The organism is Bacillus sp. GbtcB14, assembly GCF_019091205.1.
In the GTDB taxonomy this organism is placed as follows: domain Bacteria; phylum Bacillota; class Bacilli; order Bacillales; family Bacillaceae_G; genus Bacillus_A; species Bacillus_A cereus_AG.
The window spans coordinates 84317-101295 of record NZ_JAGXJT010000002.1; the positions used below are offsets into that span (position 1 = coordinate 84317).

The window sequence follows — 16979 nt, forward strand, 5'->3', positions numbered from 1 at the left end:
ACATTAATTTTTTTTATGAAATAAATAGTAATTCCCTCTTATCTATCATTTTAGCCCAACAAATTAATTACATACCTGTCCAAAATAAAAAGACATTGTTCATTCAATGTCTTTTTATTTTGGGCTTTAAAAAACAAATGTTGTAATCTCATCTACTTCTTTTCTTGGAAGTTTCTTCGGCTTATCTTTCGGAAAACCAAGTGAAACAACCATGTTTATTTGTTTTTCAGGCTCAATCTGTAAATATTGTCGTAGTTCATCTTGAGCTAACAATACTGGTCCTGTCATCGGACAAGTACCAAGCCCCTTCGCATGTGCAGCCAACATTAAATTTTGTGCTGCTAAACAGCTACTCTTAATTCCTTCTTCTTCCCAAACTGAATCTGGAACAAAAGCAATTGGATCAAATATCTTTTCACGAAACTTTGATTCATATGGCGTTGCCAAACATACGATTAATACTGGCGCCTCCGAGAAAGCTGTTGCATATGGTCCGAAAGAACGTGTAAGTAATTTCCCTGCTTTCTCTTCTCCGTTTTCTGCCGCTTTTGCCGCAAGTTTATGTAATGCATCCCATGTCATTTGTTCAATTTCTTTAATTTTCTCTCGGTTCATAATGACCAAGAACTCCCACGTTTGTGAGTTCGTATCACTTGGTGCATAACGAGCACAATCAATAATTTCTTTTATATCACTAGTGGATACTTCTTGTTCTGTAAACTTTCTAACACTTCGTCTACCGTGAATTACTTCTTTAAAATCTTCATAATTCATACATTAAATCCCCTTTTTACAGCGTTTTCAAAACTTGTCCTATGCTTGAATTATATCATGAAAAAAAGCTGGCGGAATACCAGCTTTTTTCTTCAATATTAATTCGTTACTTTAAACAAACGAATACTTTCTTCATATGCAATTTGAAGTTTCTTTGTAATTAGTCCTCTTTCGCCGGTTCCAAACTGTTCATCACCAATTTGAACGACTGGGAATATTTCAAGTGGTGTCGCTGTAAAGAAGCACTCATCAGCCTCATAAACTTCTTGTAGTGAAAATTCTCGTTCTTCTACTTCAATATGTAACTCTTTCGCTAATGTAATAACGAAGTGACGTGTAATGCCGTGGAGAATGAAATTGTCAGCCGGATGTGTAATCAATTTATTATTTTTCACCATAAAGAAATTTGAATGACACCCTTCAGTTACAATTCCATCTCGTACTAATATCGCTTCTTGATAGCCTTGTTCGTTTATTTTATTTTTAATCATAATATTAGGTAGCAGGTTTAAAGATTTTATATGGCAGAACTTCCAGCGTATATCCTCTTCTACAGTAACTTTTATTCCTCGTTCCATAGCAGCAATTGGTCTTGGAAACGAAACAATATTTGCAAAATATGTTGGTTGCATATTAGACTCATATACATGATTACGTGCTTGAGCACCTCTTGATATTTGTAAATATACATTCCCATCTTCTTGAAATTGATTTTTTTCAATCATTTGATGTAACTCTTCCACTAACTCCTCCTTTGTAAACGGCGGAATTAGTTTTATTTCTTCCATAGAATTAAAGAATCGTTCCAAATGTAAATCTAATAAATGTGGCTTCCCATCATATAGTCTGAATACCTCGTATATACCATCACCAAATTGAAATCCTCTCTCCTCTAATGGAATCATCGGCTGTTCTTCCTTCGTGTTTACAATTCTTCCGTTAAACAAAATCCAATCTTTATGAGTAGCTTTCATTTATTCCCACTCCTTTATTCCATGATTGGTTTAATTGTACAACTTATCCACACCTAAAAGAAGGAATTTTCTGTATTTTTATAAATAAAAAAGTACATCACCTATTTCCAGTGATGTACTCGACCATTCATTTACTTTAGAAAATATTTTTCAATATCATCTAACATAAGGTTTGCAGCTACAATACCACCTGCGGTATTCCAAATCACTTCATCTACTTGGAATACTTTATTATCTTTAGAAGCCTGTAACTGTTTAAATAGTGGATCTTCTGTCCATTCTTTCGCTAACGTGTTTCCTTCATTATTCTTATCCGCATCTTTATCCGATGTGAAATAGAATAAATAATCCCCGTCCATATTTGGAATTTGCTCTTTTGTAATTCCTTTTATCGCAAATTCATCTTTATCTTGTAATGGTGGTCGTTTAAATCCGATATCATTTAATACAACGCCTGAGAATGAATTTTTTTGATAAATACGAACATCACCAGGGACGAAGCGAATAATTGAAACTTTAGAGTTAACTTTATCACCTAATTGTTCTTTTATTCCCGCAATACGCTTTTTATAATCATTAAGAGCATTTTGCCCTTCTTTTTCTTTATTTACAGCTTTAGTATAAAGTGTAAAGTTTTCTTTCCAATCACCGCGTAATGTTTCAGCATATACTGTTGGTGCGATTTCTTTTAACTGCTCGTATATTTTTTCGTGACGCATTTTATTTCCGATAATTAAATCCGGCTGAAGCTTCATTACTGCTTCTAAATTAATGTCACGCTCAGTTCCTACTACTTTCGTATTTTTTAACTCTTTTGCTACATGAGGATACCATTCATCACCAGCTCGTGGTTTTGTCGTTCCAACTGGCGTTACCCCAACAGTTAAAAGTGCCTCAGCACCCTCATTTGTTAAAACAACAACTCTTTTTGGTGTACCACTTACTGTCGTTTCGCCCATTGCATGCTTTACACTATATGAATCTTTTGCCTTTACAGATGTATCTTTATCTTTCTTCTCTTCTTCTTTACCGCACCCTGCGATTACGACCATTAGTAACATAACGCAAAGTATAAGAATATTTTTAGTGCGTGTCATAAGTCCTCCAAGTTGAAATTGATTATCATTTACATTTAAAGACTAATGTATATCTCATACATTGTCAATAGATATATCAGAAAACTTTTTCAATATATATAATTTAGATCTCATTTTTATTCAAAATATTTTTGTACTTATTTGCTACTCACATTTTTCAACCGTAACATGTGAAAAAGAAATGGACATAAGAAAGTAATTGTAATTCCAGTCAATACATAACGTACATAATACATATCAGGTATTACTTTTTTTAGTATGAGCTGTATCATGAACATGAAACTAAGACCTAATACTGTTTTTACTACTTGTATTTTAAAATCATTATTTTCATTCATTTTAATAAAATGATTTTCTAACATGATACCCATCGTAGAACCTGTCAAAACTCCAAGTAATTTAAAATTATCTATTTGGTCTGTTATAAAATACATAATGAGTGAAACTGCCAATACAATTCGCTGTAACAATATAAATTTCCTATCACTTAATTCCCCTGTTACTCTCGTATATAAATAAACAACTATGACACTAATTAAAATGGCACCTATTATATCACTGAGCCAATGGACACGTAAATATAGACGAGAAGTAGCAACCAATATTATAAAAATAATTCCAATGATCCAAATGATTCTCTTTGTGCATATCATCATAAAAGAGCCCCAAAATGTTGTCGCTAACTGGACGTGTGTACTTGGAAAAGAATAACCTGCGGCTGATTTTTCATATAAAGCCTGAATTCCGTCGTATGTATACGGTCGCGGGATTTTCATGAATTCTTTTACCACTAGCCCTATATACCCAGAGAAACAAAGCATAACAATCATATGAAATGCTTTTCTTTTAGAGACGCACCAATATAACATTGAAATAATGACTAAATACAACGTTTCATTTGCAATATTAGATATAAGTTTAAAAAGTATTGTAAGCACACTTCCCTCCAGACTGGTCATCCATTCAAGAAATAAAATATCAAAATTAAACATACAAAAACGATACCTCCCAAAAATTTAATCCTGCTATTTGCAAGCATTTAATATAGAGTAGTTGATTCACATTTCAAATTTACACACCTACTTACGTTACAGATTAAGAATATATATTACCACATACTAATAACAGATAATATGTTGAATCATCTAATCATTTTTATAAATTCTAATAAATTTTTGAGCTTTATATACAAAAATATCTGTATCTTGTTATCCATTTATTTATATTTCATGTCAAATTGCACCTCGTTGTTTTTTGATCTATGGAACTACTATTAAATAAAGCAATATACATATGACTTTCAAAGCCATTACAATTACAAATAAAAAAACCGCCTTATGTAAGGCGGTTTCTATCATTTTGCTTTAACCAATTTAAAATAAATATATACGATTGATAGTGAATATAACGTATGCAAAATAAAAGAAATAAAAGGGCTATTCCAGTGCTACTATACAGCAAACCGAACTTCAAAAAAATATTTAAAAGCGGCGGGAAGTTCGTTATGTTTTGTAATGTAATCAGCATACAAAATAAAAAGAAAAATACAGGGGCATATTGTAATTCATACGGCTTTTTCTTCTTATTCATTCTTTTTCGAATGAACATATGGATTAGCTCTGCTACTAGAAAACACCCTCCAATTAATACAAGACCAGAAGTCATCGTCATATATCCACCTGCCTTATATTTATCTCGCGTAACTACCCATCGTTATATTTTTTTCACATATATTCCATCTTCTTCATTAAAACCAAAGCTCTCTATAAAAGATTTAGCTTGTTCCGTTAATTCCGTTTGTATTACTTTTATCTCTTTCACATTTCTTTCTTTCATCATCGTTTCAAATGTAAAATACGTATTCGTCCCATAACCATAACTTTGATAATCAAAGTGAATAATTAACTGAGATAAAACCGCACTCTCCTCTTGAACACGATAATCTATTACACCAATATATGTATCATCAACTTTCACACAATACTGTACCTGATTCTCACTTAAACTATGTGAGCGAAACATTTCATTAACAACGTTTTCATTTTCTACATTTACTTTTTCAAACGTAATCATATGTTGTCCATCCTTTTACTATTATTGTATCAATAATTCGTTCTATTTATGAAAAAAACCTTAAGATCGTATGCGATCTTAAGGTTTTTCTAATTAAACTAAGCTATACGCACGTTTCGTTTCTTCGTGGAACTTATTCGTATCGTATTTATGCTCAACATAAATTTGATGCCATACCATAAACGCAAGTACAGTCCAAATTTTACGGCTATAATCGCCTTTATCTGCACAATGTGCTTCCAGTAAGTTTAATACATACTGTTTGTCGATTAAATGCTCTGTTTTACTCTCGTTTATAATATTGATAGCCCAATCATGCATTTCGTCTTTTAACCAGTGACGAATTGGTACTGGGAATCCAAGTTTTTTACGATCTAATACGTGATCTGGAACGATTCCGCGTGCTGCTTCACGTAAAATAGCTTTCGTAGTTCCGTTAGCAATCTTAAATTCAGTTGGAATTTTAGATGCAACATCAAATACTTCTTTATCTAAGAACGGTACACGAAGTTCTAATGAGTTTGCCATTGTCATTTTATCAGCTTTTAATAAAATGTCACCGCGTAACCATGTGAACATGTCAATGTACTGCATTTTGCTTACATCATCATAATCTTTAATTTCGTTATACAATGGTTTCGTGATATCCATATAGTTAACACTTTCATTGTAATACTTCATTAATTCAACTTTCTCTTCTTCACGGAAGATTTTCGCGTTTCCGTAGTAACGCTCTTCAATTGGCGTACATCCACGCTCTAGGAAGCTCTTTCCTTTAAAGCCTTCTTTAAGAGCACCACTTAATGCTTTTAGAACGCTCTTACCTGGGCTAGGAATGTAAGAGAACATTTTTAGTGAGTTTGGCTCACGATAAATATTATAACCACCAAATAGCTCGTCTGCACCTTCACCTGAAAGAACAACTGTTACATGCTTACGTGCTTCTTTTGCAACGAAGTACAATGGTACAGCTGCTGGATCTGCTAAAGGATCATCCATATGCCAAATGATTTTTGGGAACTCATCCATAAACTCTTTCGCTGAAATGAATACGTTATGATTTTTAACGCCTAATTTCTCAGCAGTTTCTTTGGCAACATCAACTTCACTGAAACCACGTTGTTCAAAACCAATAGAGAATGTTAAAAGATTTGGATTCATTTCTCTTGCGATAGAAGCGATAATAGATGAATCGATACCACCAGATAAGAATGAACCTACTGGTACATCACTGCGCATATGCACTTTTACTGAATCATATAACACATCACGAATTGCTTGGATATGCTCCTCTTTCGTTGCGCTTGAAGCATTGAAATAAGGTTTCCAGTAGCGATGGATTTCCATCTCTTTACCGATTTCTTTTACGAAATAATGACCAGGCTCGATTTTATTAACATCAATTGTTAATGTTTCTGGCTCTGGACCATATTGGTACGTAAAGTAATGTTGTAGTGACGTTGGATTAACGCCTTTATCTTCCATCACATGCATAATACTTTTCTTCTCAGATGCGAAGAATGTAGTATCACCTTGTTGTGCGACGTATAAAGGTTTAATACCGAAGTGGTCACGTGCACCGAAAAGTTTCTTCTCTTCACGATCCCAAATCATAAATGCAAACATACCACGAAGATAGTCTACACATTTTTCTTTCATATGCGCATACAATGCAATGATAACTTCTGTATCCGATTGTGTTGCAAACGTTGCACCTTTTTCAAGTAACATTTCACGTAATTCTACATAGTTGTAAATTTCACCATTAAAAATAATTACATATCGATCATTTTCATAAGTTAGCGGCTGATGTCCTGCCTCTAAGTCAATGATGCTTAAACGGCGGAAGCCAAATTGTACATGTTCATCACGAAAATATCCTTCGTCATCTGGACCGCGGTGGAAAATCATCGTGTTCATATTTTCAAATTGATGTTTTTCTGTTTCTGAAAACTCTCTAGGGTTTTCACATAAACATCCTACAAAACCACACATACTTCTTACCCTCTTTCAGTTTTCATTCTGTCTATATACTACTATATCAACCCTATTTATACTAGCATAATCAATTGAATATGGCGACCAAAAACTATAAAAAAATCACTCCATTTCACATTTTTAACAATTTTTTATGAAAACATGAAAACTAGGCAATCACCTTTCTCCGCTTTTGTCATATGATATTGCAAATTGATTTCTAGGAGGGAATACCATGAGTGAAGAAAAAAAAGACTCTTCTCGCCCACCGGTTCGCAATTATTTAAAACAAATTGATGATTTCTTCGAGCAAACACCACTTCGCAATGTAATCGCTGATTTAAATCATTTTTTCCAAAAAGGAAACCGTTTATTAACATTCCCTGTAGATTTATATGAAGTTGGTGAAGAACTCGTTGTTACAGCTGAACTACCAGGTATACAAAAAGAACAAATTCAAATTGAAATACAAAGTGAATACTTTAAGGTCTCTGTAAAAGAAGAGATTCTAGAAGAAGCAGAGGAAGAAACATCTCATAACTATTATCGCCGAGAACGTTCTATTTCAGAAGCATCCAGATTAATTAAATTACCGTACTCAATTAATAAAAAAGCAGCGAAAGCTTCGTATCGAAATGGCGTGTTAGAAATTCGTGCACCAAAACTTCCACAACAGCATGACATTTTATCCATAGACTAATGTAAAAAAAAGAAGGGTGCTATGCACCCTTCTTTTTAATCCGCTAATCGCTTCATATCACGTATAATGTCTTCGTACGGCGTATTACTAATACCACTATACTTTTTCATTACTTTTCCATTTTGATCAATTAAATAAAATGATGTACCATGCATAACTTGACCATTCTCAGGTTTATCTACAAGTGATTGGAAATTATCTTTTGCAAACTTTGTAATATCTTCTAACGAATAACCCGTTAATAAATTCCAGTTACTAGTATCCTCTGTGAACTTTTGAATGAAAGCCTTCAAATTCTCCGGCTTATCAAGGTCTGGATCTACACTAAATGAAACAAACTGAACGTCTAATTTCTCTTCTTTTGCCATCTTTTGCAGTTTTGCCATATTAGCAGTCATTGGCGGACAAACTGTTTGACAGTTTGTGAACATAAAATCTGCAACCCAAACTTTCCCTTTTAAATCTTTTGTACCAAATGACTTTCCATCTTGATTTGTAAATTGGAAAGTTTCTAAATCCCAATTCAATGGTTTACGAAGCTTTGAACCTGATTCACTACATCCAGCAAGTACAAAGAGACAAAATACAACCATAAGACCAATTATTTTTTGATAACGCTTCATTTATAAACAAACCTCTTTTCTCTATCCTAAATTTAAATAGGTTATGTTTATCATAACAAAAGTTAACACTATGAGAAAATTGTTTACTACATTTGTTCACGAAATCGTACGAATTTACGTATGTTACTTCTTTATTTCAAGCCAATTACTAGACAAAATTTATTTTTTACTATTATTTCTCTAAATAGAAGTTGCAAACGAATTTAATTGTTACTTTTGTAAATGCATCCCCCTATTTTTTAACAATTCTTTAAACATTCATCCATGTTATACACTGTATTCCTTAACAACATTTCGGTACAATACAATTACAACGATTTTAAATGAGGTGATGTTCATGACAAAACGTTATGAAAATATGGATAATATAAGCACAAAAAAATCAATTCGTTCCTTCCTACGTTGGCGAAAAGAGCGAAAACAAAATAAAAAGGATTTTTCTTTTTTAGTAGAACAATCACCTGTTAAACAAAGTAAATTCCTACAAAACAACTTTGAAAAGACGACTGTAACTTGGATTGGTCATTCAACATTCCTTATCCAAATGAATGGATTAAATATATTAACAGATCCAGTATGGGCTTCAAAATTAAAATTAGTTCCTAGACTTACAGAACCTGGTCTTTCTTTACAAGAACTACCTAAAATTGATATTGTCCTCATTTCGCACGGTCATTATGATCATTTAGATTTTTCAACGCTTCGCCAGCTAAATGATGATGTTTTATACCTAGTACCTATTGGGCTGAAAAAATTATTTACTCGCAAAAAATTTACTAACGTAGAAGAGTATAATTGGTGGGAAAATACAACAATTAGTGCGGTTTCCTTTCACTTTGTCCCTGCCCAGCACTGGACGAGAAGATCCTTATTTGATATGAATACATCTCACTGGGGTGGATGGATTATTAATAATGAAACAACGAAAGAAACCATTTATTTTTGTGGTGACAGTGGCTATTTCCAAGGTTTCAAAGAAATTGGCAAACGCTTTTCAATTGATATTGCCCTTATGCCAATTGGTGCTTATGAACCAGAATGGTTTATGAAAGTATCTCATGTTTCACCTGAAGAGGCAGTGCAAGCTTATTTAGATTTAAACGCTACACACTTTATACCAATGCATTACGGAGCTTTTGCCCTCGCCGATGAAACACCCCGCGAGGCAGTAACAAGGCTTCGAAATAATTGGAATTTACGTATGTTACCGTGGGAACAACTGCATGTACTCTTTTTAGGCCAAACTTTCACTTATAATAGCGTAACAAATGATAAGCAAACAAATGATAAGCAAACAAATGAAAAAATTGAAACATTACAAGTATAACGTAACTACTTATTTTCAATATCCAACATATACTATAGAAAGTCATAAAGTGAAACTTTAATTAGTAGGTGTTTTCTATGAATGAATATTTGCAGACTCGCTATATCATTAGCGGTAGTGCCTGTATAGCCCTTCTTATTTCTTACTTTCTATTCACATAAAAAAGCTACTTGAAATAAGTTTCAAGTAGCTTTTTATTACTCTGCTAAATACATAAATCCGATTGCACCTGGACCTGTATGAGTACTAATAATAGGTGTTGTATAGAAAATTTCTGATTGAGTAAATCCACTCACTTTTTCAACCGCTGCTTTTACACTTTCAGCTAATGGAATTGCTTTTGCATGCGGAATTGCAACAGCTTTTATAGACTTTCCTGCTGTATCTTGTTCAAATATTTTTGTTAGTGTCTTTACAATCTGTCCTTGACTACGAACTTTTGTCACTGGATTGTATGCTCCACCTTCAAGGTTAGCAATTGGTTTGATGTTCAGTAAAGAACCGATAAATGCTTTTCCTTTACCAATACGTCCACCTTTCACTAAGTTCTCCAATGTATCTACAACTACATATAAGCGAGTATTTTTTCTCACTTCATCAATTCGCTTTATAATATCTTCTAGTGAGCGCCCTTCATTTGCCATTTTTGCAGCTTCAATTACTTGATATGCTAAAGCATGTGTAATAAATTGAGAATCAACAACTGTTACTTTTGTATCAGTCATCGTTGCAGCACTATTCGCAGTTGCAACAGTACCACTCATTCCACTTGTCATATGAATGGAAAGTACTTCACTTCCATCTTCGCCTAACTTGTCATACATTTCTACAAATGTACCCATTGCCGGTTGTGATGTTTTTGGTAATTCCTCTGATTTGATCATTTCTTCAATAAATTCATCAGGTTGTAAATCAACGCGATCTAAATATGTTTGTCCATTTACAGAGATTGATAATGGTAGCACATGAATGCCATACTTTTCGATTACATCCTGCGTTAAATCTGCAGTTGAATCTGTTACAATTTTAATTTTTTGCATATTATATTCTTCCCTTTCCAATACGCTCTCCTTGTTATTATACTAGCATTCCCTGTGCTTTCAACAATTTCGAACAAATTTCACCAAATTAATTATATTTTTATACCTAAAATGAAAAAGACAGAGTTTACTAACCCTGTCCATATTCTGTATCATGCATTTTTTTCAAGGGTATTTGTTTTATATACATTTAAATAATCATTCCACTTCAAACAATTTTGCAAATATTCACGGAAAGAATACGAAAATCTTGGATGCTTTTGTTTTTGAATTTTTGCAATAAATAATTGAAGACGAGACTGAATTAGAAACGATAATGGATGCTGTGCCTGTAGGACAGGGATTTCGAATATTTTAATACAATCCCCTGTTGAATGAGTGAAATAAAAACTTTTCGTAATCACAATATCAATCCTCTTTTTCCTTGGATTTTTGAACTTCCTCTACTTTACGCTGTAACACGTTGTTTAAAGTGGAGACTTCTATGAATACAAAAGTATCCTTAGTCAATCCCTGTAGCCCTTTTGGTTAGAAGATTTATACTCTATTCATCCTCCGTCCTAAATATCCAATAAGACAGGAATCCCGTTATCCGTATATTGCTTAATAATTTTAGTATAAACTTAGCAAAGCGCAAAGTTTGTCTAAATTTTGGAGATTCTATAATTTTTTTCTTCTATATATTGTATACGTTTATGTCTAAAGTATAACAAATATATAAAAAAAGTGCCTTTATAACGAGGCACTTTTCGACTGTATTTCTTCTTCTCTTTTCTTTTTTCGTTTATTAACAATCTTTGATAAAGCGATACTAATTTCATAAATACAAATAAGCGGTACCGCTACTAAACTATGAGATAAAAAATCAGGCGGTGATATACACGATGCAATGATAATCAATGCTACGTAAGCATACCTTCTTATTTTTATTAGAAATTCCGACGTTAACAGTCCAATACTCGTTAAAAACATGACAACTACAGGTAATTCAAAAATTACAGCAAATGGAACTGTTAAATTAAGAACAAAATGAAAATACTTTTCTGTCGTAAACATCGTATTAAACATTTCATTACCTATCGTAGTTAAAAAATGAAATAAAAACGGCATTACAACGAAATATCCAAAGCATAAACCTGCAATAAATAATATAGACAATACCGGTATATACATTACTGTCATCTTTTGTTCATTTGGATGTAAACCCGGTTTTACAAATAACCAAATTTGTATAGCAGCAAAAGGAATTGTACAAACGATAGCAAATACTGTAGCAATCGAGAAAAAAATCCACAATACATCACTTGGACCGAGAACAGTTAATTTCATTGGTAAATCTTTTACAAGCCAAAAATAAATATCCTTTGTAAAAGTAAATCCAATAATTAAAAATAGTACAAAGGATAACACCGTATATATTACTCGTTTTCGAAGCTCAACAATATGTTCTACTACGCTCATTTCCCGATCTTCCATCTCGTTCACCACACTTTATTTATCCATTACAAGGAAAATACATTACAGTTTTTCTTTCTTTTCCTTTTCTTGAAATGCGTCATCTGTCAATTCTTTCGTTGATTTTTTAAACTCTTTTAACGTTTCCCCTAAAGCCTTCCCGATTTCCGGCAATTTTTTAGGTCCAAATAAAATGAGTACTGCTACTAAAATTAAAATTAACCCTGGAAAGCCAATATTTGAAAACATTTCCCCATCCCCTTTATTAGTAGTTTCCTTGTCCTACTATTACATAATTTTATTTTGTCAAAAAAGTTTGAAAACGTCAACAAATCCATTGCCTTTTGTCAAAAAAATTCAAAAATATAATCAATTATACAAATTTCATTTTCTATTGCTCTTGTGTATGATATGGTAAGGGAAATGACATATTATTTTATGATAGTAGAAAGGATTTGCATTATGACTGAAAAAATGACACGAATGACCCAATTTGTAAAAGAAGAAATTGCAAATGCAATTACACATGGTATCGGTGCCATTTTAAGCATCCCTGCCTTAATCATATTGATTATTCATGCTTCTAAGCACGGTACCTCATCAGCTGTAGTCGCATTTACTGTTTATGGTGTAAGCATGTTCTTACTGTACTTGTTTTCAACATTGCTACATAGCATTCATCATCCTAAAGTAGAAAAAATATTTACTATTTTAGATCATTCAGCCATTTACTTATTGATTGCTGGCACGTATACTCCTTTTCTACTTATTACACTTCGTGGCCCATTAGGATGGACGTTGCTTGCTATAATTTGGACACTTGCAATCGGAGGTATCGTCTTCAAAATCTTCTTTGTACGTCGCTTTATAAAGGCATCAACTTTATGTTACATCATTATGGGCTGGCTCATAATCGTTGCCATTAAACCACTTTATGAAAATCTAACTGGACATGGTTTTTCACTGCTTTTAGCAGGTGGAATTTTATATTCTGTCGGAGCTATATTCTTCCTTTGGGAAAAGCTACCTTTCAACCATGCCATATGGCACCTGTTCGTTTTAGGTGGTAGTGCGATGATGTTCTTCTGTGTACTCTTTTACGTCTTACCTACAGCATAATAAAAAAGGTTTCAGCTTATAGTAAGCTGAAACCTTTTTTATTACTTATGTAATTGTGATGCGATAACTTCCTGTGTATGCTTCGTTAATTCTTTAATATCCATATTCGCATACTCTTCAGGTGTAATCGGCTTAGAAATTGTTACTGTTGCATGAGCTGACTTCATACGATTTCCATTCGCTTCAAACATTTTATATGTACCATCTAACGTTACAGGTAAAATTGCTACACCTGACTTTACTGCAAGATGGAAACTACCAGCCTTAAACTCTCCAACTTCGCCACCTTTACTTCTCGTTCCTTCTGGGAAAATTACGATAGAATGTCCATTCTTTAATAGTTCGATTCCATCTTTAATTGCTTTAAGAGATTGACGACGATCGCTACGATCCATAAATACACAATTCATAAGTTCCATCCAAGTTGGTACAACTGGGAACTTTTTAATCTCTGCTTTTGACACGAATCCAATTGGTTTATTTAAGTAACCTAGTAAAACAGGGATATCCATATTACTTTGGTGATTACTTACAACTAGTACCGGCTTGTCTTTCGGAACATTTTCAAGCCCTTTCACTTCTACTGTCCCTCCAGCTACACGTACCATTTTCTTACCAAACCAATTTGTCGTTTTGTACACAGCATTATCTTTTTCTTTTGGCGCCATCGTATTTACTTGTCTTTTAAGACGCCACATTCTCGGTGTAATCGCAATTACAATTAAAATTAAATAAAAGATTTTAAAAAACGTTTGAATCATACAGAACCCCCACCTATTATCATTCCGACCTTCATTATACTAGACAAACGAAGGAAAAAGAAGAAAAAAAGTCCAAACATCAAGTGTTCGGACTTTTTAAGCATTCTATATTAGAAACGTTTTGCTAATTCACGAGCATTAGCAATTGCCGCTTCTTTAATTTCTTGTGCTTTTTCAGGGTTTGCATTCATACCTTCAACTGCAATATAATCAGTATCATTTACACCGACAAATCCTAATACAGTTTTTAAGTGATTGCGTCCGAAGTCTACAGCTGCGTATGCTCCTTCAGAATATACGCCACCTGTTGCTTGAATGTGAAGTGCTTTTTTACCTTCTAATAAGCCAACTGGACCATTTTCAGTATATTTGAATGTTTTACCTGCGATTGCTACGTTATCTAAGTATGCTTTTACTACTGGTGGATAGCTAAAGTTCCACATTGGAGTTACGAATACATAACGATCTGCATGCATAAATGTTTCTAAGTTTGTGTTCATTGCTGCTACTTTTTGTTGTTGAGCTTCCGTTAAAGTTTCAAAGCCTTCACCTGCTGCAAATTTACCCCAAGCAGCAAATACATCTGCATCGATTGCTGGTACAGTAGTATTGAATAGATCAATTGTTACAACTTCGTCTTGTGGATGCTCGTTTTTATAAGCCTCGATGAAAGCTTCCCCTACTGCCATTCCGAAAGAACCTTCTGCTGAATTTGGATTTGCTGTGATAAATAGTACTTTTGTCATTGTATTCTCTCCCTTTTCTCTCTTTATCTTTAATTCAAGATTTGTTTTTTAAAAGTTAATAACTTACCTTATGTAAGTATAATACAAAAAGTTTTAATCAATGTCAATAAAAAATAGCTACTTTTTTTTCGTAAGTTAATGATTTATTTTGTTTCTCTAAAATTTAGTATACAGATATTAAGAATTCTCATACAAAAAGGCTACCTCTATAAATTATAGAGGTAGCCTTTTATTACATATTATTTTTGAAAAACATGTTTTACTTTTTCAGCTGGAATGTTACTTCCGCCTCTACCTTTTACATCTTCAATCATCATTGTAATGACCATATCTGGCGAATTCAAATCAAATGCAGCGAACCAGCCTAGTTCTTTTCCTTCGGCTTCTTTAGATACTTTTAATTCCGCTGTACCTGTTTTTCCAGCAAGAGTCATTCCATCAATCTTAGCAATTTTCCCTGTACCATCCGGATCATTAATTACTTTCGTCATAGCAGTTTTTAATATATCCTGATTTCCTTTAGAAATTACATTTTCTTTCCAAGCTTTTGGTTGTTTATCTGTTTTAATAATATACGGTGATGGAATCGTTCCATCATTTACAATTGGCGCATACGTTAAAGCTAAATGAAGAGGAGTCATTAATACTTGTCCTTGTCCATATCCTGTATCTGCCATTTGAATATCATTTTTAATACCGTCATTTGCAATTTTAGAAGCAGGGAATCCATATTCAATTGGTAATTTCTCATCGAATCCGAATTTTTTCGCTTCACTCATAAACTTGTCTTTTCCGATTTTCAACGCTTCTTGTGCGAAGTAAATATTATCCGAGTATTTCATCGCCTTATCAAAATCAATCGGATTTGCATCTTTCACACGCGTTACATAATAATTACCCCAAGAAGAATCTTTTGTCCATTTTAACCCTTCAATTTTTAACTCTTCTTTTGGATCGATCGTTTTCGTTTCAAGACCAATTGCAGCTGTAATTGGTTTAAATACAGAACCTGGTACCGATAATTGTGTAAAGCGATTCGTCATCGGTTTTTTCGGATCATTATTCCAAGCTTCGCGTTGCGCTTTCGATGTTCCTCGTGCAATTAAATTAGGATCATATGCTGGACTACTTACTAGTGCAATTGTTTCTCCACTTTTCGGATTAATTGCTGCACTTGAACCAGCTTCGCCCTTCATTTCATTGTAAGTTTTTTCTTGAACAGCACTATCAATAGTTAAAGTTATGTTTTCTCCATCAACAGCATCTGTTTTTGCCAAGTTTTTAATTTCTTTTCCTTGTGCATCTTCTACAAAGACACGGCCACCTTTTTTACCGCGTAGCTTTTCCTCTAATACTTGCTCTAAACCAGCTTTACCGACTGGATCATCAGCTTGATAGCCTTTCTTTTGAAGCGTTTTTAAATCTTCAGCATTCACTTTTCCAATATAACCGGTAAGATGTGCTGCTGCTTCTCCTAACGGATATGAACGAACATTTACTGGTTTTGTTGCAACACCTGGTAAATCAATGTACGTATTTTGCGTTGCTCCTTCAGGTAAAATCCCAATTGGTACGAGATATCCTGGTTTTACCCATTTAGCAGCTAATTTTTGATCAATTTCTTCTACAGTCATATTTAACAACTTGGCTACTGTTTCTTTCGTTTGCGGAGCAGCATCGCCTAAATTTTCAGGAACCAATCCGATTTCAGAAGCTTTCCCATTCGTTGCAAGACCTTTTCCATTACGATCGTATATTTCACCACGTTTTGGTTGTGTCGTTTGCATACGTACTTTACTATCTTTCGTCATACCTGGGAATATAAAGTCAGGAGTCCAATCTATTTTCCAAGATTCTTTATCTCCATCTTTTTCTTTCACCATTTTTGCTTCATAACCAAAAGTGATTTTACCACCAACTGTGTCCATGCTTACTTTAAAAGGAACAGGACCTTCATCTTTTTTATCTTCTTTTACTTCCCCTGTTTCTACTTTTAAATCTTTCACTTCAATACCAGAATAAATCTTTTCATATTTCTCAGTGAATTCTTTCTTTGAAATATCTTTTTTTGCCTTTTCTGACAATTGATCATACATATCTGCAAATTTTTGTTTATTCCATGCTTTTGTATATGTATCAAACGCTTCTTGTGGTTTTTCTTCTTTACCGCATCCAACTAACATGAACGTTAAGCAAAGAAAAAGAATCCCCCATATCTTTCTCAATCGATTCTCCTCCTCTTTCTATAGGAATACTTTTGAAAATTTTAGCATTTTTACATGCTAGATTTCATTATAGCACTATTGAATATCA

At 33.5% G+C, this 16979-nt stretch carries 18 protein-coding genes; 3 read left to right on the forward strand and 15 right to left on the reverse strand.

What is annotated here, in order from left to right; translation table 11 throughout:
* Positions 1 to 126 precede the first annotated feature (126 nt).
* The 7 genes from KVT31_RS05415 to asnB all read right to left on the reverse strand — a co-directional run bounded on the left by KVT31_RS05415 (position 127) and on the right by asnB (position 6913).
* A complete protein-coding gene (locus KVT31_RS05415) occupies positions 127 to 774 on the reverse strand; it encodes a nitroreductase family protein (protein WP_088096293.1) in 648 nt (215 codons plus the stop codon).
* A 98-nt stretch (positions 775 to 872) separates the two neighbouring features.
* Complete coding sequence (gene dat / locus KVT31_RS05420) at positions 873 to 1748, reverse strand: D-amino-acid transaminase (protein ID WP_088096292.1); 876 nt, start codon at positions 1746 to 1748, stop codon at positions 873 to 875.
* A gap of 131 nt (positions 1749 to 1879) precedes the next feature.
* Positions 1880 to 2845 (reverse strand): ABC transporter substrate-binding protein, encoded by a 966-nt coding sequence (locus tag KVT31_RS05425; RefSeq protein ID WP_088096291.1) that lies wholly within the window; start codon positions 2843 to 2845, stop codon positions 1880 to 1882.
* A 137-nt stretch (positions 2846 to 2982) separates the two neighbouring features.
* Positions 2983 to 3837 (reverse strand): phosphatase PAP2 family protein, encoded by an 855-nt coding sequence (locus tag KVT31_RS05430; RefSeq protein WP_088096290.1) that lies wholly within the window; start codon positions 3835 to 3837, stop codon positions 2983 to 2985.
* Positions 3838 to 4180: 343 nt separating this feature from the next.
* Positions 4181 to 4510, reverse strand: coding sequence for a hypothetical protein (locus KVT31_RS05435; protein WP_088096289.1), 330 nt, complete (start codon positions 4508 to 4510; stop codon positions 4181 to 4183).
* Between the two features lie 48 nt (positions 4511 to 4558).
* The gene (locus KVT31_RS05440; protein ID WP_088096288.1) at positions 4559 to 4918 is read right to left on the reverse strand and encodes a GNAT family N-acetyltransferase; all 360 of its coding nucleotides are present in this window, start codon (positions 4916 to 4918) and stop codon (positions 4559 to 4561) included.
* A gap of 93 nt (positions 4919 to 5011) precedes the next feature.
* A complete protein-coding gene (asnB, locus tag KVT31_RS05445) occupies positions 5012 to 6913 on the reverse strand; it encodes an asparagine synthase (glutamine-hydrolyzing) (RefSeq protein ID WP_000333826.1) in 1902 nt (633 codons plus the stop codon).
* 217 nt (positions 6914 to 7130) lie between these two features.
* Here asnB and KVT31_RS05450 point away from each other — a divergent pair, with 217 nt between their 5' ends.
* On the forward strand, positions 7131 to 7595 hold the full coding sequence (locus tag KVT31_RS05450) for an Hsp20/alpha crystallin family protein (protein ID WP_088096287.1): 465 nt from the start codon (positions 7131 to 7133) through the stop codon (positions 7593 to 7595).
* A gap of 35 nt (positions 7596 to 7630) precedes the next feature.
* Here KVT31_RS05450 and KVT31_RS05455 read toward each other — a convergent pair whose 3' ends face one another.
* On the reverse strand, positions 7631 to 8218 hold the full coding sequence (locus KVT31_RS05455; RefSeq protein ID WP_088096286.1) for an SCO family protein: 588 nt from the start codon (positions 8216 to 8218) through the stop codon (positions 7631 to 7633).
* Between the two features lie 337 nt (positions 8219 to 8555).
* On the opposite strand from KVT31_RS05455, the gene KVT31_RS05460 reads away from it, so the two are divergent.
* Positions 8556 to 9545 (forward strand): MBL fold metallo-hydrolase, encoded by a 990-nt coding sequence (locus KVT31_RS05460; protein WP_088096285.1) that lies wholly within the window; start codon positions 8556 to 8558, stop codon positions 9543 to 9545.
* Positions 9546 to 9742: 197 nt separating this feature from the next.
* On the opposite strand, the gene KVT31_RS05465 is transcribed toward KVT31_RS05460, so the two are convergent.
* The 4 genes from KVT31_RS05465 to KVT31_RS05480 all read right to left on the reverse strand — a co-directional run bounded on the left by KVT31_RS05465 (position 9743) and on the right by KVT31_RS05480 (position 12289).
* Positions 9743 to 10585 (reverse strand): DegV family protein, encoded by an 843-nt coding sequence (locus KVT31_RS05465; protein ID WP_088096360.1) that lies wholly within the window; start codon positions 10583 to 10585, stop codon positions 9743 to 9745.
* A gap of 152 nt (positions 10586 to 10737) precedes the next feature.
* Positions 10738 to 10989 carry a DUF2535 family protein gene (locus KVT31_RS05470; RefSeq protein ID WP_000629012.1) on the reverse strand — a complete coding sequence of 84 codons (252 nt, stop codon included), beginning with the start codon at positions 10987 to 10989 and terminating at the stop codon, positions 10738 to 10740.
* Positions 10990 to 11317: 328 nt separating this feature from the next.
* Positions 11318 to 12061, reverse strand: a complete 744-nt coding sequence (gene tatC, locus KVT31_RS05475; protein WP_088096283.1) for a twin-arginine translocase subunit TatC — start codon at positions 12059 to 12061, stop codon at positions 11318 to 11320.
* A 42-nt stretch (positions 12062 to 12103) separates the two neighbouring features.
* Positions 12104 to 12289 (reverse strand): twin-arginine translocase TatA/TatE family subunit, encoded by a 186-nt coding sequence (locus KVT31_RS05480; RefSeq protein WP_000492442.1) that lies wholly within the window; start codon positions 12287 to 12289, stop codon positions 12104 to 12106.
* 213 nt (positions 12290 to 12502) lie between these two features.
* Here KVT31_RS05480 and trhA point away from each other — a divergent pair, with 213 nt between their 5' ends.
* On the forward strand, positions 12503 to 13159 hold the full coding sequence (trhA, locus tag KVT31_RS05485) for a PAQR family membrane homeostasis protein TrhA (protein WP_029442213.1): 657 nt from the start codon (positions 12503 to 12505) through the stop codon (positions 13157 to 13159).
* Between the two features lie 41 nt (positions 13160 to 13200).
* Here trhA and KVT31_RS05490 read toward each other — a convergent pair whose 3' ends face one another.
* The 3 genes from KVT31_RS05490 to pbpC form a co-directional block, all read right to left on the reverse strand.
* The gene (locus KVT31_RS05490; protein WP_000616582.1) at positions 13201 to 13920 is read right to left on the reverse strand and encodes a lysophospholipid acyltransferase family protein; all 720 of its coding nucleotides are present in this window, start codon (positions 13918 to 13920) and stop codon (positions 13201 to 13203) included.
* Between the two features lie 110 nt (positions 13921 to 14030).
* On the reverse strand, positions 14031 to 14666 hold the full coding sequence (locus KVT31_RS05495) for an FMN-dependent NADH-azoreductase (protein ID WP_000170028.1): 636 nt from the start codon (positions 14664 to 14666) through the stop codon (positions 14031 to 14033).
* 239 nt (positions 14667 to 14905) lie between these two features.
* On the reverse strand, positions 14906 to 16891 hold the full coding sequence (gene pbpC, locus KVT31_RS05500; RefSeq protein ID WP_088096282.1) for a penicillin-binding protein 3: 1986 nt from the start codon (positions 16889 to 16891) through the stop codon (positions 14906 to 14908).
* Positions 16892 to 16979 lie beyond the last annotated feature (88 nt).